Raw genomic sequence first — 26,329 nt, 5'->3', positions numbered from 1 at the left:
ACTTTTGATCATGCGTCATAACCTTCTGAAATTCAAAACCAAAAGACTTCTTAAACAACGGCTTGCTTCACGTTCAACCATCCCCTACCCGCAAGCTGACCTGATCGGTATAGTCTTTACAGCTGAAGACAAGTCGAGGCATGACGAAATTAAGGAGTTTGTAAAAAAGCTTGAACAGGATGGTAAACATGTAAAGGTGATGACGTTCCTGCGCAAGGATATGTCTAACCACGAATTCTTATTTGATTGTTTTTCTGAGAAAGATCTTAACTTCTGGGGAAGTATAATATCAGAAAGTGCCAATAGATTTGCGCAAATACCGTTCGACTTTTTATTGTATTTAGACGCTGCCCCAAATCCGTTCACCCTACACCTCTTAGCCAAAAGTAAAGCCAAATGCAGGGTAGGTAAATTCTTTGAAGGCGGTGAGCCATACTTTGAACTTATGATTAAACAAGATGGTGGACTTAAGGCTTTAATTGAAGACATTTATAAATATACAACCACCCTGCGTTAACTGATTATTTCATTAAACTCATTAACTATCTTGATCAGTAGCAACTTACAAACCTGATTTTTAGTTATACTTGAACCCCAATTTTAAAGAATTATTGATTTACCGAAATGAAAAAACTATTTGGAACAGGTGTAGCACTCATCACTCCTTTTACGGAAAAGCTTGAAGTGGATTATAAAGGTTTAAAGAAACTTTTAAGCCACACAGCAAAAGGTGTTGATTATTACGTTGTAATGGGCACAACCGGTGAATCTGCTACTGTATCTAAAGAAGAAAAAAAATCAATACTGCAATTTGTTAAGGCAAACAACACAAAGGCATTACCCATTGTTTACGGATTGGGGGGTAACAATACCCAGGAAATTCTTGATGCGCTGAAGGAAACGGATTTAGGGGGAGTAACCGCTATTTTATCCGTAAGCCCATATTACAACAAGCCATCACAGGAAGGAATATACCAGCATTTTAAAGCCATTGCTGATGCTTCTCCTGTTCCTGTTATTTTGTATAACGTGCCAGGAAGAACGGCATCAAATGTCACAGCTGAGACTACCCTGCGTCTTGCGGAGCACAAGAACATTATCGGCATTAAAGAGGCTTCCGGAAACCTGGAGCAATGCATGCGAATTGCAAAATATGCTCCGAAAGATTTCCTCCTGATTTCTGGAGATGATATGCTTACTGTACCTATCTACTCAATTGGCGGCAAGGGCGTAATTTCTGTTCTGGCTAATGCTTATCCGGTAATTTTCAGAAAGATGAAAGACTTCTCATTCTCAGGAGATTATGGCAAAGCAAGTCAGGAATTGTTTAAGCTGCTTGAAGTGAATGGCCCGATGTATGAAGAGGGGAATCCCGTAGGTCTTAAAGAGCTTTTGTCTCAACTGGAAATTTGTTCTGCGGCTGTACGATTACCGTTGGCGAAGGCCTCATCTGCGTTAAGCAAAAAGATTTCAAACGCGATGGTTTAAGGAGAACCGGTCTTTTATCTTTTAGTAGACAAGGTTCTTTTAATCATTTTTCGATAAATATTTAGATAGGTTCTACTTCCGTTTTTTACGGCTGTTTAGTATCTTCAATTTCCGTAAGCGTCCAATTTTATTTTCTGCTAATTCATTATCTAAGGGCTGTGAAAGACTGCAGGGAGACTGTAGAAAGAGTGCAGGGAGACTGTACAATGTAGCCATAATACTTAGTCATAAGCCATAAGAAGGATTTAAAGGATCCAGTTTAAGAATCTTCCTGTAAAAGAGAAGGGTTTAGCCTGGATTAACATAAGGTCTAAACAAAAAAGGATAACCTATAAATGGTTATCCTTTTTTTATGCTTTAAAAAACTTGAAAGCAGGCTTAGGATGCCTTGTTTTTAAGCTCTTGTACTTCCGCTCTGATTGCCTGAGCCAAGTTTTTAAGGTCCTGCATGCCCTTTCTTACGCGGGTACCAGCAGCGCTATTGCCCTTGTTATAAAACTTGTCCGCATCACCTTCTAGTGAAGCAATGAGGTTTTTGAGCTCTTCAAATTTTTGCATTGTATTAGGTTTTTAAATTGAAAAATTAGTTTTCCTTTGCCAAATTAAATAAAAACCTCAAAAAACAACTCAAAAAGGCGTTTTTTTTAAACGCCTTTAGTTACTGATACCAATACTTCTTCTTTGTAAAAACCACTATCAAGCTTGGTTTTAAGCTTAGAAAAGGCTGTTAATGTCTCCTCTACATCAGCAAGTGTATGCACTGCCGTAGGGATAATTCTGAACATGATAACATCCTTAGGTACAACAGGATAGATAACAACAGAGCAGAATATATTGTAGTTCTCACGAAGATCCATTGACATGTTAGCCGCTTCACCTACTCCTCCCTTAAACAGTACCGGAGTAACTGGCGATGTTGTATTACCTAAAGTGAATCCTCTTTCTCTTAAACCGTTCTGAACAGCGTTGGTAATCTTCCAAAGATTCTCACGTAGCTCAGGCTTTGACTTAAGTAGTTCGAGACGTTTCATTCCCCCAATAACTAACGGCATAGGAAGGCTCTTAGCATAGATCTGTGATCTTACACTATAACGCAAATATTTCAAGATTCTCTTGTCACCCGCAACAAAGGCACCAATGCTTGCCATCGACTTAGCAAATGTTGAAAAGTAAAGATCTACCTGATCTTGCACTCCCTGTTCTTCAGCAGTACCAGCTCCTGTTTTACCCATTGTCCCGAAACCATGGGCATCATCAACAAACAGACGGAAGTTATATTTTTTCTTCAGTTCACAAACGCCTTTTAGGTCGCCCTGCTTTCCTGACATTCCAAAAACACCTTCGGTAATAACAAGAATACCACCTCCTGTTTCATCAGCTAGTTTGGTAGCACGCTGAAGCTGCTTCTCAAGACTATCCATGTCATTGTGTGTATACACAAAGCGTTTACCCATATGAAGGCGAACACCATCTATAATACAGGCATGAGATTCTGCATCATACACAATAACATCTTTACGATCAACCAAAGCATCAATAATTGAAACTACGCCTTGATATCCGAAGTTAAGAAGCATAACATCTTCCTTCTTAACAAAATCTGCCAGCTGACGCTCAAATTCCAAGTGATTTACTGAATTACCTGACATCATACGCGCGCCCATTGGCACTGCCATACCATACTTAGCAGCAGCATCGGCATCAGCCTTGCGTACTTCAGGATGATTAGCAAGTCCGAGATAATTGTTGAGGCTCCAGTTCAATACATCTTTCCCGTTAAACCTCATACGAGGGCCGATTTCGCCTTCTAGTTTAGGAAAAAAGAAATAGTCATCAGGAAGATGAGAATATTTGGCCAAAGGGCCCGCTTCCATTTTCAGCTTGTCAAATAAGTCTACCATTGCTAGGTTTCAATTGTTAATTCCCGCAAAAATAAAGAAAAAAGTATCAAGGAATTTTTCTTTTACAACATTTAGCTTACTTGGCAGCAAGGCAAATTATCGCTAGCATTGCAGGTAACCTTAGAGCCATGCCGAAAATACAGAAAATACTTGTTGCTAATCGAGGAGAGATTGCACTGCGCGTTATGAGATCCGCCAAAGAAATGGGCATCAAAACTGTCGCCGTTTTTAGTGAGGCAGATAGATCAGCGCTTCATGTTCGGTATGCTGATGAGGCTATTTGTATTGGTCCTCCTCCTTCCTCAGAATCTTACCTGAAAATGGAAAAGATCATTGAAGCAGCAAAGGTTACGAAAGCAGATGCCATCCATCCTGGCTATGGCTTTCTTTCTGAGAATGAAGATTTCGCAAAACTGGTAGACGAAGCCGGATTAATATTCATTGGTCCTTCAGCCCCCGCGATAGAATTAATGGGAAGCAAGTTGGCTGCAAAAGCTGCAGTTGCTAAATTTAATGTGCCACTCGTACCAGGAACAAGTGAGCCAATTACAAATATTGATGAAGCGAAAGCCATTGCAAAAAAGATCGGCTATCCGGTATTAATTAAAGCAAGTGCCGGTGGTGGCGGCAAAGGGATGCGCATTGTTAATGATGAAGCATCTTTTCAGGAACACATGGAAAGAGCGGTAAGTGAAGCTACTTCTGCCTTTGGTGATGGCTCTGTGTTTATTGAAAAATACATTACTAAACCACGTCATATTGAGTTTCAGATTTTCGGAGATAAGCACGGTAACGTTGTTCATCTTTTTGAGCGCGAGTGTTCTATTCAACGAAGACATCAGAAAGTAATAGAAGAAGCACCCTCTTCTGTTCTAACTGCAGAGAAGAGAAAAGCAATGGGAGAAGCCGCCATTAATGTGGCAAAGTCGTGTGGCTACTATGGTGCCGGTACTGTTGAATTCATCCTTGACGAAAATCTCGAATTCTACTTCCTGGAAATGAATACAAGGTTACAGGTGGAGCACCCCGTTACTGAATGTGTTACTGGATTAGACCTGGTAAAGCTCCAAATTAAAGTAGCAGAAGGAGAAAAGATACCTTTCAAACAGGAGGAGTTAAAGATAAACGGTCATGCTGTTGAAGCAAGAGTGTATGCGGAAGATCCTAACAACAACTTTCTGCCTGATATTGGAAAACTTCAGACATATAAAAGGCCACAAGGCCATGGTATAAGGGTAGACGATGGGTTTGAGCAAGGCATGGAAATTCCTTTCTATTACGATCCGATGATTGCCAAACTAATCTGTCATGCAGAGAGCCGTGAGGCGGCCATCGAAAAGATGATAAGGGCCATAAACGAATACGAAATAACAGGTCTGGAGACAACTCTCGGTTTCTGCCGGTTTGTTATGCAACACAATGCTTTTCGGTCAGGCAATTTTGATACGCGCTTTGTAGAAAACTATTTCAAGCCGGGAGTACTCGAAAAAGAAGAGGTTAAGGAAGAGGCTATGATAGCAGCACTCGTTGCATCTTCAATGGTATCAACAAAGAAAGAAGAAGTTTTGAAACCAGAAATTCAGCCAGTGTCTTCATGGCGAAAAAACAGGTTGGCTTAATTCATAATCCTTTTTCGAATTAGACATCACATGGCAGAAATAAAACCTATTCGTGCTTGGCGTTACAATAGTGAGCTTTCAAAAAACATTGGAGATCTTACTTCACCCCTATTTGATGTTGTATCAGACAAGCAGAGAAAAGCGTTATATCAAAACGATTTTAACAGTATACATATCTCTGTTCCTGAAGGGCCTGATCCATCACAACGCGCTTATGAATTATTAGAACGTTGGAAAGCAGATGGAATAATTCTTCAGGATAAATTGCCGGCGATATATGTGTACTATCAATACTTCAGAATGAGCGGATCACCTAAGGAGTATTGCCGAAAAGGTTTCATCTGTCATATTAAAGCTTACGACTGGAATGAAAATGTAATCCTTCGCCACGAGAACACCATACCAACGGCAGTTAACGACAGAATCGCGTTACTTGAAAAAACGCAATTTCACTCCAGCCCTACCCATGGCCTTTATTCCGATCAGAACTTTGAGCTGGAGAAGTATATGGATGAAGCCATCCTTGCACCCATTTACGAAACAGAAGATTACCAAGGAGTAAGGGACGTTCTTGCTGTAATACACGATGGACATGCCATCACTCGCTTTATTGATTTTATTCAGGACAAAACAATCATTCTTGCTGATGGGCATCATCGGTATGAAAGCTCTCTTGTTTATAGGAAAAGAATGCTTGAAAAAAGTCAAGACGCTAAAGGTGACGAAGGTTTTAACTATCATCTGATGTACTTCACAAATACAGAATCAGATGATCTGAGAATTCTACCCACACATCGTCTTATAAACAGTCTTCCTTCCTTCAATGAAGATGAAATTATTAATAGGCTACAGGAAGACTTTATAATTAAACCCGTAGATGATAGTACCATATTAAATGAAACAATAGCAGGTAAACAATGGGCATTCGGACTTCTCTTCAAAGAGAATGCTTATAAAGTACGATTAAAACCGGAAGCCATAGAAAAATTACGATGGCCGTTTCCTAAAGAAGTAAGAAGACTCGATCTTACTGTAATGCACTACTTTATCATTGAGAAAGCGCTGGGGATTCCAGGAAAAGATCAACGTCAATCAGAACATATAAGCTTCGATAGAAGCTTTTCAGATTGTCTTAAGAAAGTAATTCAAAATGAAGCCCAAATGGCGATAATCACAAATGAAGTTTCCATTGAAGAAGTAAAGCAGGTATGTCACAGCGGCTACACAATGCCTCAGAAGTCCACATACTTCTATCCAAAAGTTATTTGTGGTTTTCTTTATAGTTCGATTAAAGAAGAAGAATTTACAAGCCCTATCTACTCGCCTTTCTAGTATCATGAAAAAAATAAACAGACCCATTGTCCTTGCCTCAACTTCACCGAGAAGGCAATACCTCATGAAGGAATCAGGATTTGAGTTTACAATAGAAAAGCCAGACTCAGATGAGTCGTTCCCTGCCGATATGCCGGTAGATCAGGTAGCACGTTTCCTCGCCATGAAAAAGGCGGAGTACTTCAGGTTAAAAATCCATGAAGAAATAGTGGTCACTGCCGACACTGTCGTGGTTCTTTTCAATAGAATCCTTAATAAACCTCAAGACAGAAGTGAAGCTATTGAAATGCTGAAGCAGTTATCAGGAAGAACACACCTGGTAATAACAGGTGTTTGCATCCTATCAAAAGAAAAAGAAGAAAGCTTTGATGATACAACAGAAGTCACGTTCAGGTCGCTTAGCGAAAGTGAAATTCTTTATTATGTAGATAACTACCACCCCTTCGATAAAGCCGGGGCATATGGCGCCCAAGATTGGATAGGCATGACAGCCATAGAAAAAATATCAGGCTCTTACTTTAATGTAATGGGATTACCTGTTCATAAAATTTACCAGCACCTACAAAGTTGGTAGTGCCGAATTTTTCTCGGCCTGAACGGTTGTTACAAGCTCTTCAGTATTTTGACGCTGCTTGATTCCGAAAGGAGTTTCAGTAATATTATTCTTCCTGGTGTTTTTTCTAATAGCTAAATTAGCTTCTATAGACTCTTTAGTTTTATACCCTCTCTCGTGATCGAGGTGCAAAACAATTGCTCTATGCCGAATCTGCTTCCCTTTAACTCCATAGTTTGTAAGTCTTTCTCCAATTTCCCTATCGGAGCCACCATATTTCATTCTTTCATCATAACCTTTGACAGCGAGGATATCTTCTCTCCAGGCGGAAGAGTTACAATTATTGAAAGTAGGTTTTGTTGGTGTTATATAGTCTAAAAAATTAGCTATACCTCCTTTGGCCCACAATTTCCTTGATGGAGCAGCTTTTACTTTATCAATAGACTTTAACCAGGAAAGATTAAAACAGAGTTGACTTTGTACATCTTTAATTCCAATTGTTTCACTTAATTTCATGGATATTTTGCAATACCCACCTGAAAGAAACCGTCCCTTTTCGGCTTGCTCGATATGTACCTTCACAAAATCCGCACGTGGAATACAGTCGCCGTCCGTAAATATCAGGTAATCGGCTTTACTTTCAATAATAGCCTTATTAAGAATAGTCTGCCTTCGATACCCTTTATGTTCATGCCAAACATGATCAATAGACATGCCGGTCATATCTCTCATTTGATTAATCAGTTGCTTTGTTTCAGGTCCCGAGCCATCATCGGCTATAGTAATAGAAAAATCCTTAAAATTTTGATAGGCATACCCCCACAAAACTTTTTCAAGCCAAAGAGGAGAATTATAGGTACTGATAATAATTGCTACTTTCATTTCTTTATTTTTCTACTCGGGCAACCCCCTCCGATGATACTCATATAACCGTAAATACTTAAAAAAATTCAAGGATGAAGCTGCCGCACAAAACACAAATCCATAATAACCATCCAAAAATCCCAGTTGTAGAATATATTTCTTGAAAAATTTGAAGAGAGGGTTAAGAATGACATGAATAACAAAAATGGGCCTTACTCCTTTTTTAAACTTTGCTTTTGCAGCAACTTCTGCAAATTTACTCATTTGTCTCAAATGTTCATCAACTGAAAAGTAAGCAAAATGCAGTAAATCACCATTTAGCCTTTGTACCCTATCCTTACTAATCTTCACTTTATCATGTGGATCAGTCCCCTGCCAGCTGCCTTTCCTCCTATCCCAAAGCCTTATTTTACGATCGGGATACCAGCCACAAAATCTTATCCAATGGCCGCAATAATTATTAAACCTGTTCACCTCATAACCATCAATCCGCGCATCCCAGTTATTTTTAACAATTAAAATCGACTGTTTTAGCTTTTCAGAAAGTCGTTCGTCAGCATCAAGAGAAAGAATAACGTCATTAGATGCCTGATTCATTGCGTAGTTCTTTTGTGCTACATATCCTTCAAAAGCATGTTTAATAAATCTAACCGGGTATTTTGAGCAGATATTTTCTGTTCGATCGGTTGAATAAGAGTCCACTACAACGATTTCATCTACAACTTCCAATAAGGACTGAATACAATTTTCAATCTTTCTTTCTTCATTAAATGTGATTATTGTAGCCGAAATCTTTGTAGGACCTCCCATAGAATAATCACAAGTATTTGACGGTTTCTTGATAATTCATCTAAATGCGTTCTCTCATGTATTCTTATTGACACATTTTAATCTAAAGCGGTTGGAATTGTATTTAATACACCTAACCTTCAAGGGTTTATATTATAATATTTTAAATACCACTCTATAAATTTTCCAATGCCTTCTTCAATACTTGTAGAAGGTTTAAAGTCTACCTCTTCAATAAGTTCGTCAACATCTGCATATGTCTCTAAAACGTCGCCACTTTGAAGAGGCAATAAATTTCTAATAGCCTTTTTACCCAGTTTTTCTTCAATAACATCAATAAACTTGCCGAGTTCTACAGGTTTGTTGTTCCCCACATTATATATTTTATAGGGAGCGAAGCTAGAAGCGGGATCCGGATAGAAACCATTCCACGCTTTATTGGGCTTTGGTATTTTAGGGATTAAACGTGTAATGCTTTCAATTACATCATCAACATACGTGAAGTCACGCTTCATCTTACCATTGTTAAAAACATCAATTGGCTTACCCTCTAGGATTGCTTTGGTAAAAAGAAACATAGCCATGTCTGGCCGTCCGTAAGGACCGTAAACTGTAAAAAACCTTAATCCTGTTGTTGGTAAATTGTATAGTGACGCATATGTATGCGCTATGAGCTCATTTGATTTTTTTGTAGCAGCATATAATGAAATAGGGTGATCAACATTATCATGAGTAGAAAAAGGCATTCTCTTATTTGCTCCATAAACAGAACTTGATGATGCAAAAATGAGATGAAGAACTTTATGGTGCCTGCAAGCTTCAATTATATTTAAAAAACCATTAAGGTTACTATTTAAATAGGCGTAAGGATTAGTAATCGAGTATCTCACACCGGCTTGAGCTGCAAGATGAATTACATAAGAAAATTTATACCTTGTAAAAAGTTTATCTAAAGCTTCTTTATCTACTAGATCCATCTCATAAAATTCAAAATTACTTTCCTCTTCGAGGAGACGAAGGCGAGACCTTTTAAGGCCTTCATCATAATAATTATTCATATTATCAAGACCGACTATATGATTATCCTTAAGTAGACGGGCAGCCAAATGGTAACCAATAAAGCCAGAAGAACCTGTAACCAGTATCGTTGAATTCTTTATATACATTGAATAACAGTTAATTTAAAAGAAGGAATAGCACTTTAGCGTTTCAATAATTTGTAGTTTTTAAAACCTCCAATCAATCTTCCTTGTAAAAACTTTTGTTCAATAAATGTAAGTAGTCTATACCTTAAACGTTCATGTTTATGCTTAACTCCTTCAACGGAACGAATTGGATATAATTGTTCTTGCCAATTGAATTTGGACATCCATTCCTTTAATACACTAGGGTGAGACCCATTGAAATACTCTACTTTTGAAAGATCCCCGTAATTAAAAAGCTCCTCTTGATTTTGAAACAAATCTTCTGCCTTTGCTTTCCCTTTATGTATGGTGGTAAATGCCTTCCGCTTTATTTGCATATACTGAGGAGGACGCACCCAACCATAATGGTAGATAAATGCATCAACAGATGCTACTCTTAGCTTATATGTTCCTTTTTTTTGTCTGTAATTCAGCCCATCAAAGTTTGGTATTCTCCTGAATGATTGTGCAGACCACCAGGAGTGTATTTCAGGAAGATTACGAACTATTCTTATTTCTCTCGGGTACCACGCATGTGAAACGATATAGTGATTATAATCACCCCAAAAGTGCTTATAATTAAATAACAAACCTTCAACTTCTTTATCATCAAGAAGCTCCTCACATCTCTTTTTTATTACAGGTAAGTATTGTTCATGAACAACCTCATCACTTTGTACATAGAAAAGCCAATCTCCTGTACACGCTTGCTTTGCGATATCTGTTTGATATGCGTGAACCATCCCTTTTGGATACTTATTTAAATCCCAAACAGTTCTAATGATCTTAACCTTATCAGAGTTTATTTTTTTTATTTCTTCTTCCGTTGTATCATCGGCATCACCTTCTCCCAAGGCAACTACAAACTCATCACAAATTGGAAGAATAGATTCAATAGCTGCCCTAATTGGATAATAAAGTTTGGCAGCATTTCTTACCATCGTAAAACCACTAATTTTCATTTGAATCAGTTATAATTTACATCTGTTAACACAACGATTAATCTTATTTCGCTAGCTCAGTTAATATTTTTTCGGCGAGCACACTCCAGCTAAATTCTTCAATTTTTGATCTACCTCTTATTGCTAATTTTTGTCTCAGTTCAAAGTCATTTATTAATGTAGCAATTGCCTTAGCTATACACCTTGACCATCTTGATATAACTAACCCTGTTTCGTTATGAATTAAGAAATCTTTTGTTCCGGAATTTGTTCCAATTACCGGTATTCCTGAAGCCATCGCTTCCGCTGATGTATTAGAATGGCCAGCTTTTTTTTCCGCAGAGACGAAGATATCTGCCTTATGATAGAGTTGCAGATTATCACTGACCGGATGATTTAAAACAAAATCAAAAGGAACAATTGTATTAAATTTCTTGATTGCCTTTTCAGCCTTTTCATTCACCGGTGTATCAAACAATAATAGTTTTATGTTATATCCTTTTCTATATAGTCTTTCACATGCCCTCACGACTAGCTTTGTGCCCTTTTTTTTCTCAACTACACGACCATACGTCATAATTACGATGGGCTCACTTTTATCTTTACTCTTTAGTACCTTAGGCAAGAAAGTATCGGTATTAATTCCTCCAAAGGCAGGAAAAGCATCTATACGATATTTTGACTTAGCTGTTTCTAAAGCATTTGTGGAATTAGCATAAACTTTAACATCAGGATATTTTTTAAGAATACTTAGCTTATCAGATGGGCGTACAAAATAGAGAATTTGATGTCTAGTTTTAAAATGGGATAGTACTTCAAGAAATTGGGTCTCTGTAATGAAAACTGCATCAAACTCTTCTTCTTTAGCACTGCTTAAAGATAATGTCGGAATCGTTCCACTATACCATACAGGCCCAGTACCATCTGGTGTAAGAACCTTAAATTCATGACCCTTTTTAATAAACACATCTCCTAGTTCAAAAAACCTTTTTACTCCACCGTATAATTTAGTATGAGGTAAAATAACCGCAAGCTTCATAATAATTTCTTTGTCGTTCGATTCATCTGCTTATCAATCTTTTTCCTGCCTATCTAAAAACCAATCTCCTAGCCTTTGGCATTTTCCGGTTTGTGCAATCATCTCCAATTCCTTTTCAAAAAAAACACTTAAAGGAGCCTATACTCTTTAAACCTGATCTAAAAACTCAATCCAGTTAGAACAAGTCATAAAGAAGAATTAAAGACAAGATTTCGATAAGTTCTTTTAAGAGTATTCCCCAGCCGCTTATTAAAAGGGATTTTTACATTGTCTTTTAATGGGCCATGATAATCCTTTCCCATTTGCAGAAAATAGATGTAAAAGACTTTTGCACTAATACTCCATTTAAAAAGGAACATCTCATTTCCGTTGTTTTTCTTTACTTTCCCTGTTGATTTAGATTGGAAATGATAGACCTTGCTTTTTCCAATACCTTTAAAAATACGTACGCCATACTTCCAAAGCTTCATAGAAAAATCAGGATCAGAATACATCCCGGGGGAGAACTCTATACTATATCCTCCTACTATATCCCAGACCCTTGTACTAACTACACTTGGAGGCCACGATGCTCCACACCAATCATTTTTATGAAGTTCATTATATGATTTTAATAAATCATCCTCTCTAAAACTATTTGTGTTATCTCCAAAATCTTTTACGATAGAAATATAATTCGAGTTCTTTACAGCTCGGGGCTCAATAAGGGTAGAAGACAACATAAAACGGTCATGTCCTATTTCTTCGATCGACTTATGCAATTCCCAATCCCAATTAGGACATACATACATATCATCATTCATGTAAACGATATACGGAGCTTTAACCAATGCTCGGCAGGAATTCACCGCTACACAAATGCCTGCGTTTTTTTCAGAACTTAAAAATTCTATGTCTCGTTGATTTTTTATCCACTCAATTGTTCCATCGATACCTTCATTAGCATAAACAATGATTTGGTGCTTCTGATACGAATTCTTTCTTATGCTTTCAATACATAATTTAAGATAAGGAAGATTATTCCAAGTTGGTATAATTATGGAAAACTGACTAATCATTGGTGTCACTAGAGATAATAAGTAAACGTTTACGCAGTTTTGTAAGCTTTAATAAGATTGGAAGAAATAACTTCAGGTCGGAATTTTTGAATATATTCTGTACTACCCTTAATCATCTGATCCCTCAGAGTGTCATCTGACAGTACTTCCATCAGCGTTTTCTTTAATTCATCTGAACGCTTTGGATTGATATATTTAGCTGAAGGACCTGCGGCTTCTATAAAACATGAACCTTCTGATGTTATTACAGGTACACATGACTCTATTGCTTCAACCAGCGGAATCCCAAAACCCTCAAAGAGAGAGGGGTAAACAAAAACTTTCGCGCCCTGATAAATAGCTGGAAAGTCTGCAAATGGTATATTATTAAGAAATCTAATGTTCTTAATCACTCCTAACTTTGCAGCCTCCTCAACCACTGTCTGGTAGTATGGAGTATGCTTGCCCATTATTATAAGCGGCAAACGTGATTTTTCAGGAATCTGCGCAAGTGCTTTTACCAAAACAAGAACATTCTTCCTTTCTTCTACCGTTCCAACATTCAATATATATTCAGCTGGTAATTGGTGTTTAATTTTAACCTGTTCAATTTCCTGTGCTGACAATTTTCTTTTAAAATTAGAATGACATCCTTGGTAAACTACTTCTATCTTCTTCTCATCTACGTGAAGAAATTCAATTAAATCTGAAGCTGTTTGTTTACTAACCGCTATTATTTTATCAGCATTCCTGCAAGCATGAAGAAGTTTAGATTTGTATATCCATATATCAATTTGTCTATAGAACTGAGGATATCTTAAAAAAATTAAATCATGAACTGTTACAATTTTTTTAATATGAACTGGAAGACCTATAGGAAGCTCGTGACTTAGCCCATGGAATACATTCAAAGAATCAATTGTTGGATGTTGGCTTATACCCCAAGTCCTCCAGAGGCTCCCTGCCTTAAACATTTGATAAGTAGAACTAGGCCTAACTACTTTAACATTTCTTCTATTAAGTATTTCCTTACTTGCTTTACCAGGAACATTTGAAGGGGTATATAAAAAGAAATTATCGTTCTCATTGTTTACGCTTAACGCATCAACAATAAACCTGCTATAATTACCAAGTCCCGTGCTGTTCGTAAAAAATCTTTTTGCTTCAAAACCAATATTCATATTGCTTTAGGACAGTTTACCATGCTGCCTATAGTAACCAATGCCATTACTGATTATCTCGTAGGCCTTATCCTTTGAAAGAAACTTATCTATAACCACTTTTTTATTCTCAAGTGTTTTATAGTTTTCGAAAAAGTGTTGGAGCTCGTCGCGTAGGTATTGGGGCAGGTCATCTACATCGTTGATATTGCTAACACTGGGATCTTGTTCAGCTACAGCAATTATTTTATCATCAGCCTCTCCCCTGTCTATCATTTGCATTACACCGATAACTTTTGAGGGGATGATACAAAGTGGGACGACCGACACCTGTGTTAACACTACAATATCTAAAGGGTCATGATCCTCTCCCAAAGTTTGAGGTATAAATCCGTAATTTAAAGGATAATACATAGAGGCATAAATAACGCGGTCCAACTTTAACAGTCCGCTCTCCTTATCTATCTCATATTTTGCCTTAGACCCTCTTGGGATTTCTATTAAAGCATTTACATGCTGCGGTGGTTGTTTTCCAGTAGATACCTCGTGCCACGGATGAAGAACCATATTATTGTTTTTAAAAAACAATAATAATAAAAAAGCCCTCTAAATAAGAGGGCCCTATGTTATTTCGATGCGGTTTCCTGTTTATTTTCTTCTTTCTTCTGAACTGGTCGAATTTTATCACCATCTTTCAACCGTTTCGATACCACCAGGAATGGACCGGTAACTACTTCCGTACTGTCACTAATTCCTGAAAGTATCTCGATATTATCAAAGTCGCTAATTCCAGTTTTAACTTCAATCATTTTGGCCGTTCCCTTGTCATTTATAAACAGTACCACCTTATCGGCCTGTTTTACCTGCTTCTCTTGTTGAGAACCTTGATTCTGACCGTTTTGTTGAGGACCTTGATTATTACCTCCCTCTGCCTTCGATCCATCAGCACCACGTGTTGTAACAGACGCTAAGGGAACAGACAAGACATTGTCTTTTCTGGTAGTAATAATATCTACACTGGCTGTCATCCCGGGTCTAAAGGGGAACCGATTTCCTTCTTTTATCAAATCTGCGTAAGAATCTCTAAGAATCAGAATCCTTACTTCGAATTCAGTAATTGCATCAGCAGAAAGTTTATCCTTTGCTGTATTGGCAATAAGTGTTACCACACCTTTAAATTGCTTATTTACATTTGAATATGCATCCACATCTATTATGGCCGTATCGCCTACAGATACACGAACAATATCATTTTCATTTACATTAACCCTAATCTCCATTTGGTTAAGATCAGCTATTCTTAACATTTCAGTTCCAGCCATCGTCGCAGTCCCTACTACACGTTCACCCTTTCTCACGATAAGCTTGGAAACAATCCCATTCATGGGGGCGACAACTGATGTCTTTCTATAGTTTTCCCTCGCCTCTCTGAGTGACGCTTCCGTGCTTCTTATAATATACTTTGAAGCTTCAACAGCTTGTTCAGCAGATGCTCTATCGCTTTTCGCTATTTCATAGTTCTGCTTTGCGAGCTGCCAGTCTGCATCAGCGATAACCTTCTCATTATAAAGCTTCTCCTGACGCTTGAAATCCTGTTCCGCGCGGATAAAAGTAGCCTTTGCCCTTTCCAAGGAAGCAACAGATTGCTCGAGATTAGCACGTTGCTGACTTAGTCCCGCCTCTGCCCTTTCAAGCTGACTTTGCCATGTATCAGGACGAATCTTAACCAGGGTTTGCGCACGTGTTACAGAGTCTCCTTCTTCCACCAAAAGATCAATGATTTCACCTGAAACCTCGGGAGCTATTTTTACTTCTGTAACCGGTTGTACTGTACCTGATGCGCTTACTTTTTCAATAATAGTTGCGCGTTTCGCTTTTGCCAGATCCACCTCTAGCTCTTTAGGTTTTCCAATCCAACCGGCAGATTTACCTACAACTATAAAGATCAGAAGAATGACCACAGCTCCAATGAGCCAGTAGATCGTTTTGTTTGATTTACGGGTTTGCTTTGCCATTTGTGTTAAAGGATATTAATATTCTAGTGGTTTACCTTGGTAGAAGTCAAGTAGTTTCTTTCTAAAAATAAGATCGTATTTAGCTCGAGTTAAATCACTTTTAGCTCTAAAAAGATCATTTTGAGACACCTGATACTCAAAGGAGTTTGCTGCACCTGCGTTCATCCGCTGCTCCATCATACGAAATGCCTCTTCACGCGCCTCTACTTGTCTTAATGAAGCATTGTAGGTCTTTGATGCTGCAACGGCATTGTTATACGCTGTTTCCACATTCTGTCTTAGTGCCTGTTCAACTTCAGTATAAGCTATCTTTGCTACTTCACGATTGATTACAGTACTCTGCCAGTTGTATCTCGCCTGAAATCCATTAAATATTGGTATTGTTAGACTTAGGCCTAACGATCTGTATATATTGTCCTTCAACTGTTCTCTTCTCCCATATCCATCCTCCATAGTGCCCGAGGGAATGGATGAGTTTCTTACAACTCTTGTGTTTGTTCCCTCTATAAATCCAATGGGTTCTACCGTTGGAATAGGATCTCCACCATCAGGAATAAATCTTGGACGATCTGAAGCGCTTGAGTAGTTACTGTTAATTGACCCGTTTAAGCTAAGTCTAGGATATAAGTTGCCCTTTGCCGCCTTTGCAGCATAGTAAGAGCTTTCAACCCGCAAATTTGCACTCCTAATCTCTGGCATAATTTGACGAGCCAAATCATAAATCTGATCGCGCGATTGATCCAATACAAAATCCTCTACCTCAATTTCAATCAGTTGAACATCAAGAGGGGTTGATGCCGGCAGCAACAGAGCCTGCTTCAATTGTAATAATGAAAGCACTAAAGCATTTTCCTGATTTGCAACGTTTACCTCATTCGTTGCTACCTGTGCGTCGATATTTAACTCTTCAGACCGCGGTAACGCCCCTGCAGAAACCTGCCTTTTAACCCGGTCAAGCTGCGATTGACTCGATGCAAGTTGAAAACGCGCATTTTCTAGCTGCTCCTTATTAAAAATTACATTTATGTAGTAAGAGGTTATGTTAAGCATAACATCATTTTTTGTCTTTGCTAGATCTTGTTCTGATGCATGATAACTTCTTTGAGTCTGCTTAATTGTATTCTGTATTCTAAAACCGTTAAATAATGTAACAGAACTAGATGCCCCAGGATTAATAGAATTTAACTCCTGCGTCGTAAACTCATACGTTACAGGGTTAAGAGAACGCCCCCAGTTATATCCATAGGAAATGCTACCATTTAGGTTTGGCATCATTGCCCACTTTGCCTGCTTATAATTAAGAGAAGCAGTCTCAACATCATAATTGCTTCGCTTCACACTAAGGTTATTGGCAAGTGCATAATCAATACATTGCTTTAACGACCACACATTGTTATTGCTAACAGAATCCTGTTGAGAAAATGTGTTAAAAGCAATAAATGAAAAGCTTAATAAAAGCAGAGTTTTTGTTTTCATGAATATAATTAGCGATCAATATCAGGTATGTAAATAATGTCTCTTACCCAGCTAAGACTCCGAAGATACTCCAATGTTACAGGCTTTATTCCAGAATCCATCTCAATGACTAAACATGCCAGATCATTTTTACCTTTTCTTGAAACTGACATTGTCGCAATGTTACAATCATCGTGGGCAAGCACGTCAGCAATGAAAGCAATGCTACCTTTTACATCTGCAGCGGTAATAATGATCGTATGTAAACTTGCACTGAAATCTGCCTTAAATCCGTTTACCTCTGCTATATTTATTACTCCCCCTCCTTTACTTTCACCCAGTACTTCAACCTTCTTTTCCGCTCTTGTAAGAACAAGACGTATTGTATTAGGATGAAGAGCCGAAGCATTGCCAATAGACTTGAATTTGTATTTTAATCCTTCCTGAGCAGCTATGTCTAAAGAATCTTTAATACGCTTATCATCGGTTTTAAAATCAAGCAAGCCTGCTATTATGGCTCTGTCACTCCCATGGCCTTCATACGTTCTGGCAAAAGAGTTATAGAAGATTATGTCTGCCTCATCAGGCCTACCTCCCAGAATTCGTAATGCAGTTCTTGCTATACGCACCACACCTGCGGTATGTGAGCTAGAAGGACCTATCATTACAGGTCCAATCATATCAAAAACGCTGCTTTTTTCTGCCATTTGATTTTAATATCTCATTTGTCGACAAAAAAATCGAAATGTTACAGAATTTTTAAGCAGTATGAAAAATAATAATTGAAAGTACTAAACTGCTATTGGAGCTTTAATGGACGGATGTGCCTGATAATTCAGGATTTCAAAATCTTGAAAAGAATACTCAAACAAAGATTCAGGCTTCCTTTTTATGTTAAGTTTGGGAAGTGGGTGTGGTTCTCTGGTAAGCTGAAGTTGGGCCTGCTCTATGTGGTTAAGATATAAATGCACATCTCCGCCTGTCCATACAAAATCACCTGGCTCCAAATCACATTGTTGAGCAAACATATGTGTCATCAAAGCATAAGATGCTATATTAAAAGGTACTCCTAAGAAATAATCAGCGCTGCGTTGATATAATTGACAAGACAATTTTCCATCCGCTACATAAAACTGGAACATAGCATGACATGGAGGCAGTGCCATCTTATCAACTTCTGACGGATTCCAGGCTGTTACAATATGCCTGCGTGAGTCAGGCTTCTTCCGAAGTTGATCTAATACTTGGGTGATTTGATCGATTGACCGGCCATCAGGTGCTGGCCAGCTTCTCCATTGGTGGCCATATACAGGGCCAAGCTCTCCATGCTCATTGGCCCATTCATCCCAGATTGTAACACCATTATCATTGAGATACTTAATATTAGTATCCCCATTTAAGAACCACAAAAGCTCGTAGATAATGGAGCGCAAATGAAGTTTTTTCGTAGTAACGAGCGGAAATCCTTTTGAAAGGTCGAACCGTAGTTGTCTCCCAAAAACAGAAAGTGTTCCTGTACCTGTCCGATCTGTCTTCTTTGTGCCATTCTCAAGAATATCCTTCATCAAATCCAGGTACTGCTTCATATTGCTTAAATGTAGTAGGAATCAGGTGCTAAATTAATCACTGATAATAAAAAAGCCGCGCTTAAACGAGGCTTTATATCTTTTTTCTAATAGTTTAATTCACAACCACTTCGCGAGAATCTCCATTTATAGTGAGTACTATCATTCGATCGCACGAGCCATCGCCATAATCAATGCTTACTTTTTTATCCCTATCTACGGTAATTTGTTTCTCTCCTTCCACTGCTATTCCGCAAAAGCGTTTGTATTTTAATGGACTTAATAATGCAACAGAATATGGTTTCCCTGATCTAGCTTTTCCCTCTGCCTTACTACTTTGGTCTACAAGGAGATAGTCGTCAACCCGATTGGCTCCCCTAACCCAAGTCCAGGTGATATCGGAAGTTCGCTCAGCAAGAGATCCGTCTGTAAATGTAGCCTTGCCACCTGAAAGCACAGCACGGAAAGACGGTGCCGTTTCCGTGCTTGATTGAATATTGGTTAATGTTCTAACTCCTTCAAGTTTAACATCATTAATGCTATAGTTTGAAGTAGTTGTTATCACTGTTGACCCAGGCGCAAATCTTCTCCCGTGATAAGCAAAAATCAACTTCCCCTTCCTTACATTTCCGCGGTTATCAATACAGCCGTTAGCACCAAAGTCAACAGTAATATTTCCCTTTGGAATTTCAGGTGTAGATGATGCATCCTGCGTCAGAGTAACTGCAACTCCTGAACACAAAAAGCGATTATCATGAATACTGATGGAAGTTGCTGACCTGCCCTCACCCAGTTGTTGCTGTGTTGGAGCATCAATAACAATCTGCGCGATATCATCCACATCCTGAAAATAAGAATCCACGAGAGATTCTTCTGAAATCGTCTGTGAATCTTGCAATGTTAGCCGTTCTTCTTCCTCTCTACATGATATTAGTGATACGAATAACGCCGAAATAAAGAATAAGCGCTTAAAATAGGATTTGGAGTTCATACCTGTTGTTTTTTGTATTTCGTTACTTTAGATTGAGAATCAACCCAAAGGTTTAACCGTCAGTGAATATATTTGTTTAAAGTACAAGAGATAAGCGAAACTGAGATGAGAACTAATGTTGTGAGATCTATACTGTTATTACTGTTTTTTTCAACCCATATCGTTTTTGCTCAAAAGGGTATCAAGATAGCCAAATTGAAATATAATGGCGGTGGCGATTGGTATGCAAACAAAACAGCGTTGCCCAACCTCATTAAATTCTGTAATCAGGAACTAAACATGAGCCTCTTTCCAGAAGAGGATATTGTAGAGGTGGGAAGCTCAGATATATTTCTTTATCCTTATATATATATGACCGGCCACGGCAATGTAGTGTTTTCTGAAGGCGACGCTGAAAACCTTAGAAAATATCTTCAAGGGGGTGGTTTTTTACATATCGATGACAATTATGGCTTGGACAAGTTTATTCGCATCGAACTTAAAAAGGTGTTTCCTGACCTCGAACTGGTCGCTATCCCTTTTGATCACCCTGTTTATCACCAGAAGTTTGACTTCCCGAAAGGACTGCCTAAGATCCATGAACACGATGGAAAACCAGCGCAGGGCTTAGGTTTGTTTTACCAGGGACGGTTGGTTGTCTTCTACTCTTATGAATGTGATCTGGGAAATGGCTGGGAAGACCAGCGCATACACAATGACCCCGAAGAAATAAGACAGCAAGCATTACGTATGGGGGCAAACCTTATTGCCTATAGCTTTACAAGCTCCTTCTAAATTTTAATATTATTATTAACCAGTGCATTGTACTACCCATGAGCAAGACAAGGGTATAAAAACCATTCAGATTTTATAACTGCCTAATTTGGTACCTAGAATGTTATTGTCGCTCAATAATATTTCCATAACGCCTTTGATATGATGAACTAAATATTTAGTTTTATAACTATATAATTAGGAGATGGCAGGTTCAATGCAAAGCATGGAAGATTTAAAGGAACTTACGAAAGCTGAAGATCAGGTGATGCAGATTTTATGGAAGCTGAAAAAAGCTTTTGTAAAAGATATTATCGAAGAAATGCCAGAGCCAAAACCTGCGTATAATACAGTTTCAACAATAGTGAGGATACTTGAGACCAAAGGCTTTATTGATCATAAGGCTTATGGAAAAACACACGAATACTACGCGGTCATTTCAAAAGAGAAGTACACCAAATTCTACCTTAACAACCTTGTAAAAGGATACTTTAATGGGTCCTTCCCAAGTTTGGTTTCCTTTTTCGCAAAAGAGAATGAGATAGATGTACAAGATCTTGAAAAACTCCTCGCGGAAATTAAAAATGAAAAGAAGTGAAGCTTTAAATAATTAAATATGAGTACACTACTTAATTATATTGTTGAAGCCAACCTGGGTCTTCTTTTGTTTCTGCTGTTCTACCAATTTCTTTTGAAGAAAGAGACCAATTTCACAGTAGTGCGTCTTGTCATGCTTTTAGGTGTGCTGGCTTCAACAGCATTTCCGCTGTTTCATTTTAAAAGTAATACCGCTTCTCAAATTGTTCCTTCTATCGGCACCTTCTCTTCTTATCTATTGCCTGAGGTAGTAATAACAGATTTAGGGAAAAGTGGTAGCGCAGTAAGTGCACTTTTAGAAACAAAAAGTATACAGTTGGTTGGGATGTTGTACATAACAGGAGTTGTTATTTCGTTGCTATTCTTTCTCTTTCAGGTGGTCAAAATCATCCGGCTATTGAACGCTGGTAACGCAATTAGACGGAAAGGAAATCTAAGAATTCTAGAACATTCGCACTCAACGTTAACCTTTTCATTCTTCAATTTCATTTTAATAGGAAATAAGTCAGCACTTAGTGACTTGGAGAAAGAGCAAATCATTCGCCATGAAGAAATTCACTCCCGGCAATGGCACTCTGCTGATATTTTTCTTCTCAGTCTCTTGAAAATTGGCTTTTGGTTCAATCCATTTATACATACATACAAAAAGATCTTTGTTCAGCTTCATGAGTTCGAGGCAGATGCGCGCGCTGTTGAGAATCAGGATGTGAACAGGTACTGCAACCTTCTGGCCAGGGTTGCTTTACAATCTGCCGGGCTTTCTCTCGGCAATCACTTTAATAATTCTTTAACTATTAAACGAATTCAAATGATGAGAACGATCAAATCGAATATCAAGATATGGAAAATAGCAGCATGTTTGCTCATGATTCCATTGTTATTTTTTGTAATTGCCTGCCAGGACCAGCTTGGTAATGAAAATCAAGACAGTAAGAATTTACCAGCTGAAGCTGCCAGTAAGTTTGAGACTTTTAAGAAAAACTATGCCGGCGAAACATTTATTGTAGAGTATGATAAAAACGCCAACCAGAAGCTTACACAACTTGAGAATAAATATGGTAGAGCCACTCACATCGAGTTATTTACCATAACTGATAAAGGAGAGCAACGGAGTTTTTCAATGCTTCAATATGCTGGCGCAGGCATCAATAGCACCGCGGAGCAATCAACTTCTGAGTCAAATGAGATTTTTACCAAGGTTGATGAAGTACCCGAATATCCAGGTGGGTTTGAATCAATGGTCTCTTTCCTGCAAGGAACGCTGCGATATCCTGAAAGCGCAAAATCAAAAGGAATTGAGGGTACGTCTTTCATCTCTTTTGTTGTAGAAAAAGATGGAGGCATTTCGGAGACACAAGTTGCAAAAGGCTTTGATGCTGCGTGTGATGCAGAAGCACTGCGCGTAGTACAATCATTTCCTAAATGGACACCTGGGAAACAAAACGGTCAGGTCGTTAGAACACGATTTGTAATCCCAATAAAATATAAACTTTAAAACTGTGGATGAAAGACCGGTTTACTTGAACCAGTCTTTCATTCTATCATATGGAATCTCAATTGTTGTTGGCCCTGCTGCATAAGGTGCAACTTCATAGTTATTAAAAACAAAAGTAATTCCCGTGGCTGTAAAGCCGTAGTTCTCATTAAGCTGAAACACATCATCTGCGAACTCAAAACCATTATTGACATAACTCGCTGTATCCGCTAATTGTCTTTCCTTTCTGAACAGCTTCTCCCCTTCCTTTATAAGGGCATCACGATAACCAGGCTTGAAAAAATCATCAAGGGTAAAATACTTCTTTGCCTTTGGATTTACGTTAATAAAATATGTTCCTGATCCGCCGTGCGCACCTCCGGTAAAATATTCATCCTTTACTGATAAACTTATTAATGTATCTAAAGAAGATTCTACATCTATTTGGGCTTTGTAATGCCAGGGTCCAGCAGTGAGGTCAGGACTTTGTTTGTAGAAATTTTCATATTCCTTTATAAACTCATTTGCTATCTTCTCCATCGTCCATCCCTTAGCCTCAGGGTTTCCCATAGATACAATAGCATCAATTTTTGATTTGATCAGGCGCTGGTTTGTAGAATCCAGGTTTTCAAAAACAGGATAACTCACCGTGTACCTAGCACAGTTTGACGAATCTTTACAGGTAGAAGACCTGGAGAACATATCCATTGAATACGTTATGCCTACTGGATCTACTGCCTTTTCCTGAACTGCACATGAAACTATAAGAAAACAAAAGCTAATAAGCGCAAATAATCGTAACACCATTTCTATTTTTTATCTAATACCTCGGCTAGCCTTTTCTCAAGGGCTGCTCCTCTAAGGTTTTTATCTATAATTATACCATCAGGATCTACAAGAAGTGAAAACGGTATTGCGCTTATGTTATAAGTCTTAGCGGCTTCAGATTGCCAGAATTTAAGATCGGAAACATGTGTCCAGGTTAATCCATCCTGTTGAATTGCCTGAACCCAGTCTTCCTTTTTTCTATCAAGAGATACTCCAAAAACAGTAAATCCTTTGTCCTTATATTTGTTATACACTCTCACTACATTTGGATTCTCCTGCCTGCATGGGCCACACCATTTTGCCCAAAAGTCAACAAGCACATATTTTCCCTTCATGGAAGAAAGCTTTACAATTTGCCCCTCAGGATTCGGTAATGCAATTTCAGGTGCTGGCTGCCCAATAGCAGTAGCTTTCATTTTATCTACAAAAGCAATAAAATTCTTTGACTGTGTATAGTTAGGCCAGGCTTTCCGAAGCTTATCCGCTACATTAATATACGTCTGGTAATATTTGTCCTTATCAAGCGTGTTATTCTGAAGCAGGTTTATTACAGCGAGTGATGGCGCTTTCTGTTCAAGCAATTGAGCAACCTTATCGTGTTCCTTTTTTATGAGTTGCTGATATTTCTCCTGCAACTGCCCCATGGTCGCCTGGTCCTGTTTCTGGGCGGCAACTGTAAACTCCTCATTTAGTTTTGCTATGTCCGGAGAGTTGTTTGCTTTTTCAAGCATATCCTGAACCTGTCTGATCAGGTCAAGGTCTGGTGAACCTTTAACCTCATAAAAACCCTGAGGATTATTACCATCAACAACTACCTCGATATCTGTTCTATCAAGTATAATGTTCATTACCTGCTTATCGTAGAAGTTTAATCGGTAATAACCAGGTTCTGTTAGTGTAATTTTCTTGGCAAAAGTATAGTTACTTTTCAATTGAATTGTGTCCTGCCAGCCAGTTGCTCCTTCCTTCAACTCCTGGATTATGATGCGCCCTTGCTGCTGAGGAAATCCTACTTTCCCTTTAACTGTTACTTGCCACGCACCCTGAGGAAGATCTTTTTCTTCCTTTCCTGAGGTATTGCATGAAAAGCATAAAGCTAAGAGCATGAAGCATAAAGCTTTTATATCCAATACTTTTCCGATGTTATGCTTACCTTTAGACAAAGTAATGCTTTGTACTTTTTGCTTTTTACTTTCAGCTATCATTGTACTTCTTTTAACTTCTTTGTAAGTAATTCATTAGCAACTTTTGGATCGGCTTTCCCCTTGGATCTTTTCATTACCTCTCCCATAAACATGGCTATAATTCCCTTTTTGCCGTTCTTAAATTCTTCTACCTTGAGCGGAAATTCCTTTATAACTTCTTCCACTATGGGCAAAATAGAATCTGCGCTGCTATCTTGTAATATATTCAATTCCTGAGCCAAAGTTATAGGGACCTTATTACTATTTTCTAATAAAGCCGGAAACAGCCTTTGCTGAGCCATTGTATAACTAATCTTGCCACCATCAATAAGATTTATCACCTCAGCAAGCGTTTTGGGGCTCACTGGTAAATCTGACGCCAGTGAATTAGTTTCATTTAGATACGACTTCACTGTACCCATTACCCAGTTAGAGACTGCTTTATAGTTTACTGTATATTGACATGCTTCTTCAAAATAGTGTGCTACATCTTTTGAATCCGTTATCACCTGTGCGTCATATTCAGGAAGGTGAAACGATTTTACGTACTTTGTAACAAGTTCTCTTGGTAAAGCCGGCATAGATGCTTTTATACTCGCTAACCATTCTTCTGATACCACTAATGGACTTAAATCAGGATCAGGAAAATAACGATAATCGTTAAGTTCTTCCTTTTCCCGCATACCATAAGTCTTGCCACTCCCCGCATCAAACGTCCTTGTCTCGGAGGTGATGTTAGCGCCGCTTTCAATTAATTCAATTTGTCGCTCTATTTCATAATCTATGGCCCGCTGAACATTTCTGATTGAGTTCATATTCTTAACCTCAACCTTCTTGCCATATTCCTTTGCATCTTTAAGCATGACCGAAACATTGGCATCACAGCGAAGCGAACCCTCCTCCATATTGCCATCACAAATTTCTAAGTACCTAACTATTTTTCTGATTTCAGTAAGCAATGCCGATGCTTCTTCCGAACTTCTGATGGAAGGTTCCGTAACAATTTCAATTAATGGAACTCCGGCACGGTTAAGATCTACCAGTGTATCATTCTCATTTTCCAGATGGATTGATTTCCCTGCGTCTTCTTCAATGTGAATACGGTTTAGTGTGATGTTTCTTTCGCCGTTACTTGTACTGATTGCAATGTATCCTCCCTTGCAGATAGGTGTCCGGTCCTGTGTTAACTGGTAGCCTTTCGGAAGGTCCGGATAGAAGTAATTCTTTCGATCGAATATATTAAATCTGCTAATCTCGCAATTGCAGGCAAGCCCCATCTTAATGGCATACTCGATAGACTTTTTATTGAGCTTTGGTAATACTCCGGGATGCGCGAGTGTGATTACGCCAACATTGGTATTAGGAGAATTTCCATAAGCAGCAGCATCTGCATTATAGATCTTGCTTTTTGTTAAAAGTTGGGCGTGAACCTCCAACCCTATTACCGCCGTATATTTATCGCGTATTGCTTTATCCATCCCTTGTATCTATAGAATTATTTTTTCACTAAAGCCTTCGCCTTTTCGACCACAGCATTTAAACCATTCAGGTTCTTACCAC

26 protein-coding genes are annotated in these 26,329 nt (G+C 38.4%); 8 read left to right on the top strand and 18 right to left on the bottom strand.

Annotation, left to right across the window (positions count from 1 at the left end):
• The first annotated feature begins 10 nt into the window (after nt 1-10).
• Nucleotides 11-517, top strand: coding sequence for a DUF6913 domain-containing protein (locus KK060_RS00130; RefSeq protein ID WP_254151363.1), 507 nt, complete (start codon nt 11-13; stop codon nt 515-517).
• A gap of 107 nt (nt 518-624) precedes the next feature.
• On the top strand, nt 625-1,488 hold the full coding sequence (gene dapA / locus KK060_RS00125) for a 4-hydroxy-tetrahydrodipicolinate synthase (RefSeq protein ID WP_254151362.1): 864 nt from the start codon (nt 625-627) through the stop codon (nt 1,486-1,488).
• A gap of 378 nt (nt 1,489-1,866) precedes the next feature.
• Here the strand turns inward: dapA and KK060_RS00120 are convergent, their stop codons facing one another.
• Together KK060_RS00120 and KK060_RS00115 are read right to left on the bottom strand one after the other, a co-directional pair.
• The gene (locus tag KK060_RS00120; protein WP_254151361.1) at nt 1,867-2,046 is read right to left on the bottom strand and encodes a BF3379 family histone-like protein; all 180 of its coding nucleotides are present in this window, start codon (nt 2,044-2,046) and stop codon (nt 1,867-1,869) included.
• Nucleotides 2,047-2,132: 86 nt separating this feature from the next.
• Nucleotides 2,133-3,389 (bottom strand): aminotransferase class I/II-fold pyridoxal phosphate-dependent enzyme, encoded by a 1,257-nt coding sequence (locus KK060_RS00115; RefSeq protein WP_254151360.1) that lies wholly within the window; start codon nt 3,387-3,389, stop codon nt 2,133-2,135.
• A gap of 128 nt (nt 3,390-3,517) precedes the next feature.
• Between KK060_RS00115 and accC the strand changes: the two genes are divergently transcribed.
• The 3 genes from accC to KK060_RS00100 are packed head-to-tail and all read left to right on the top strand — an operon-like array spanning nt 3,518 to nt 6,914.
• Nucleotides 3,518-5,008 (top strand): acetyl-CoA carboxylase biotin carboxylase subunit, encoded by a 1,491-nt coding sequence (gene accC / locus KK060_RS00110; protein ID WP_254151359.1) that lies wholly within the window; start codon nt 3,518-3,520, stop codon nt 5,006-5,008.
• Between the two features lie 30 nt (nt 5,009-5,038).
• On the top strand, nt 5,039-6,340 hold the full coding sequence (locus KK060_RS00105) for a DUF1015 domain-containing protein (protein ID WP_254151358.1): 1,302 nt from the start codon (nt 5,039-5,041) through the stop codon (nt 6,338-6,340).
• Between the two features lie 4 nt (nt 6,341-6,344).
• Nucleotides 6,345-6,914, top strand: a complete 570-nt coding sequence (locus tag KK060_RS00100) for a Maf family nucleotide pyrophosphatase (protein ID WP_254151357.1) — start codon at nt 6,345-6,347, stop codon at nt 6,912-6,914.
• Here the strand turns inward: KK060_RS00100 and KK060_RS00095 are convergent.
• From KK060_RS00095 to KK060_RS00035, 13 genes are all read right to left on the bottom strand, one after another.
• Nucleotides 6,900-7,775, bottom strand: a complete 876-nt coding sequence (locus KK060_RS00095) for a glycosyltransferase family 2 protein (protein ID WP_254151356.1) — start codon at nt 7,773-7,775, stop codon at nt 6,900-6,902. The genes KK060_RS00100 and KK060_RS00095 overlap by 15 nt on opposite strands.
• A gap of 12 nt (nt 7,776-7,787) precedes the next feature.
• The gene (locus KK060_RS00090) at nt 7,788-8,567 is read right to left on the bottom strand and encodes a glycosyltransferase family 2 protein (RefSeq protein ID WP_254151355.1); all 780 of its coding nucleotides are present in this window, start codon (nt 8,565-8,567) and stop codon (nt 7,788-7,790) included.
• Between the two features lie 119 nt (nt 8,568-8,686).
• Nucleotides 8,687-9,712, bottom strand: coding sequence for an NAD-dependent epimerase (locus KK060_RS00085; RefSeq protein ID WP_302179979.1), 1,026 nt, complete (start codon nt 9,710-9,712; stop codon nt 8,687-8,689).
• 35 nt (nt 9,713-9,747) lie between these two features.
• Entirely contained in the window at nt 9,748-10,692 is a 945-nt protein-coding gene (locus KK060_RS00080; RefSeq protein ID WP_254151354.1) for a glycosyltransferase family protein, read from the bottom strand.
• 43 nt (nt 10,693-10,735) lie between these two features.
• Nucleotides 10,736-11,710, bottom strand: a complete 975-nt coding sequence (locus KK060_RS00075; RefSeq protein ID WP_254151353.1) for a glycosyltransferase family 4 protein — start codon at nt 11,708-11,710, stop codon at nt 10,736-10,738.
• 185 nt (nt 11,711-11,895) lie between these two features.
• Nucleotides 11,896-12,768, bottom strand: coding sequence for a glycosyltransferase family 2 protein (locus tag KK060_RS00070; RefSeq protein ID WP_254151352.1), 873 nt, complete (start codon nt 12,766-12,768; stop codon nt 11,896-11,898).
• A 29-nt stretch (nt 12,769-12,797) separates the two neighbouring features.
• Nucleotides 12,798-13,928 (bottom strand): glycosyltransferase family 4 protein, encoded by a 1,131-nt coding sequence (locus tag KK060_RS00065; protein ID WP_254151351.1) that lies wholly within the window; start codon nt 13,926-13,928, stop codon nt 12,798-12,800.
• A 6-nt stretch (nt 13,929-13,934) separates the two neighbouring features.
• The gene (locus KK060_RS00060; protein WP_254151350.1) at nt 13,935-14,474 is read right to left on the bottom strand and encodes an inorganic diphosphatase; all 540 of its coding nucleotides are present in this window, start codon (nt 14,472-14,474) and stop codon (nt 13,935-13,937) included.
• A 59-nt stretch (nt 14,475-14,533) separates the two neighbouring features.
• Entirely contained in the window at nt 14,534-15,922 is a 1,389-nt protein-coding gene (locus KK060_RS00055; protein WP_254151349.1) for an efflux RND transporter periplasmic adaptor subunit, read from the bottom strand.
• A 15-nt stretch (nt 15,923-15,937) separates the two neighbouring features.
• On the bottom strand, nt 15,938-17,398 hold the full coding sequence (locus KK060_RS00050) for a TolC family protein (RefSeq protein WP_254151348.1): 1,461 nt from the start codon (nt 17,396-17,398) through the stop codon (nt 15,938-15,940).
• 8 nt (nt 17,399-17,406) lie between these two features.
• Nucleotides 17,407-18,084, bottom strand: coding sequence for an L-serine ammonia-lyase, iron-sulfur-dependent subunit beta (gene sdaAB, locus KK060_RS00045; RefSeq protein WP_254151347.1), 678 nt, complete (start codon nt 18,082-18,084; stop codon nt 17,407-17,409).
• An 84-nt stretch (nt 18,085-18,168) separates the two neighbouring features.
• Nucleotides 18,169-18,963 (bottom strand): thymidylate synthase, encoded by a 795-nt coding sequence (gene thyA / locus KK060_RS00040; protein WP_254151346.1) that lies wholly within the window; start codon nt 18,961-18,963, stop codon nt 18,169-18,171.
• A gap of 94 nt (nt 18,964-19,057) precedes the next feature.
• Nucleotides 19,058-19,933 carry a hypothetical protein gene (locus KK060_RS00035; protein ID WP_254151345.1) on the bottom strand — a complete coding sequence of 292 codons (876 nt, stop codon included), beginning with the start codon at nt 19,931-19,933 and terminating at the stop codon, nt 19,058-19,060.
• Nucleotides 19,934-20,038: 105 nt separating this feature from the next.
• Here KK060_RS00035 and KK060_RS00030 point away from each other — a divergent pair, with 105 nt between their 5' ends.
• The 3 genes from KK060_RS00030 to KK060_RS00020 all read left to right on the top strand — a co-directional run bounded on the left by KK060_RS00030 (nt 20,039) and on the right by KK060_RS00020 (nt 22,778).
• Nucleotides 20,039-20,707 carry a DUF4159 domain-containing protein gene (locus KK060_RS00030; protein WP_254151344.1) on the top strand — a complete coding sequence of 223 codons (669 nt, stop codon included), beginning with the start codon at nt 20,039-20,041 and terminating at the stop codon, nt 20,705-20,707.
• Nucleotides 20,708-20,891: 184 nt separating this feature from the next.
• A complete protein-coding gene (locus KK060_RS00025; RefSeq protein ID WP_254151343.1) occupies nt 20,892-21,284 on the top strand; it encodes a BlaI/MecI/CopY family transcriptional regulator in 393 nt (130 codons plus the stop codon).
• Nucleotides 21,285-21,302: 18 nt separating this feature from the next.
• On the top strand, nt 21,303-22,778 hold the full coding sequence (locus KK060_RS00020) for a M56 family metallopeptidase (protein ID WP_254151342.1): 1,476 nt from the start codon (nt 21,303-21,305) through the stop codon (nt 22,776-22,778).
• A 21-nt stretch (nt 22,779-22,799) separates the two neighbouring features.
• Here KK060_RS00020 and KK060_RS00015 read toward each other — a convergent pair whose 3' ends face one another.
• The 3 genes from KK060_RS00015 to gatB are packed head-to-tail and all read right to left on the bottom strand — an operon-like array spanning nt 22,800 to nt 26,247.
• A complete protein-coding gene (locus KK060_RS00015; protein WP_254151341.1) occupies nt 22,800-23,564 on the bottom strand; it encodes a DUF3298 and DUF4163 domain-containing protein in 765 nt (254 codons plus the stop codon).
• A 2-nt stretch (nt 23,565-23,566) separates the two neighbouring features.
• The gene (locus KK060_RS00010; RefSeq protein WP_254151340.1) at nt 23,567-24,790 is read right to left on the bottom strand and encodes a TlpA family protein disulfide reductase; all 1,224 of its coding nucleotides are present in this window, start codon (nt 24,788-24,790) and stop codon (nt 23,567-23,569) included.
• The gene (gene gatB / locus KK060_RS00005) at nt 24,787-26,247 is read right to left on the bottom strand and encodes an Asp-tRNA(Asn)/Glu-tRNA(Gln) amidotransferase subunit GatB (protein ID WP_254151339.1); all 1,461 of its coding nucleotides are present in this window, start codon (nt 26,245-26,247) and stop codon (nt 24,787-24,789) included. Before gatB ends, KK060_RS00010 begins: the two co-directional genes overlap by 4 nt.
• Nucleotides 26,248-26,329 lie beyond the last annotated feature (82 nt).

It is taken from the genome of Chryseosolibacter indicum (assembly GCF_018598585.1).
Classification (GTDB): Bacteria; Bacteroidota; Bacteroidia; order Cytophagales; family Cyclobacteriaceae; genus Chryseosolibacter; species Chryseosolibacter indicus.
The sequence above is the reverse complement of the archived record's forward strand: the minus strand, read 5'-3'. Positions and strand labels throughout refer to the sequence as shown.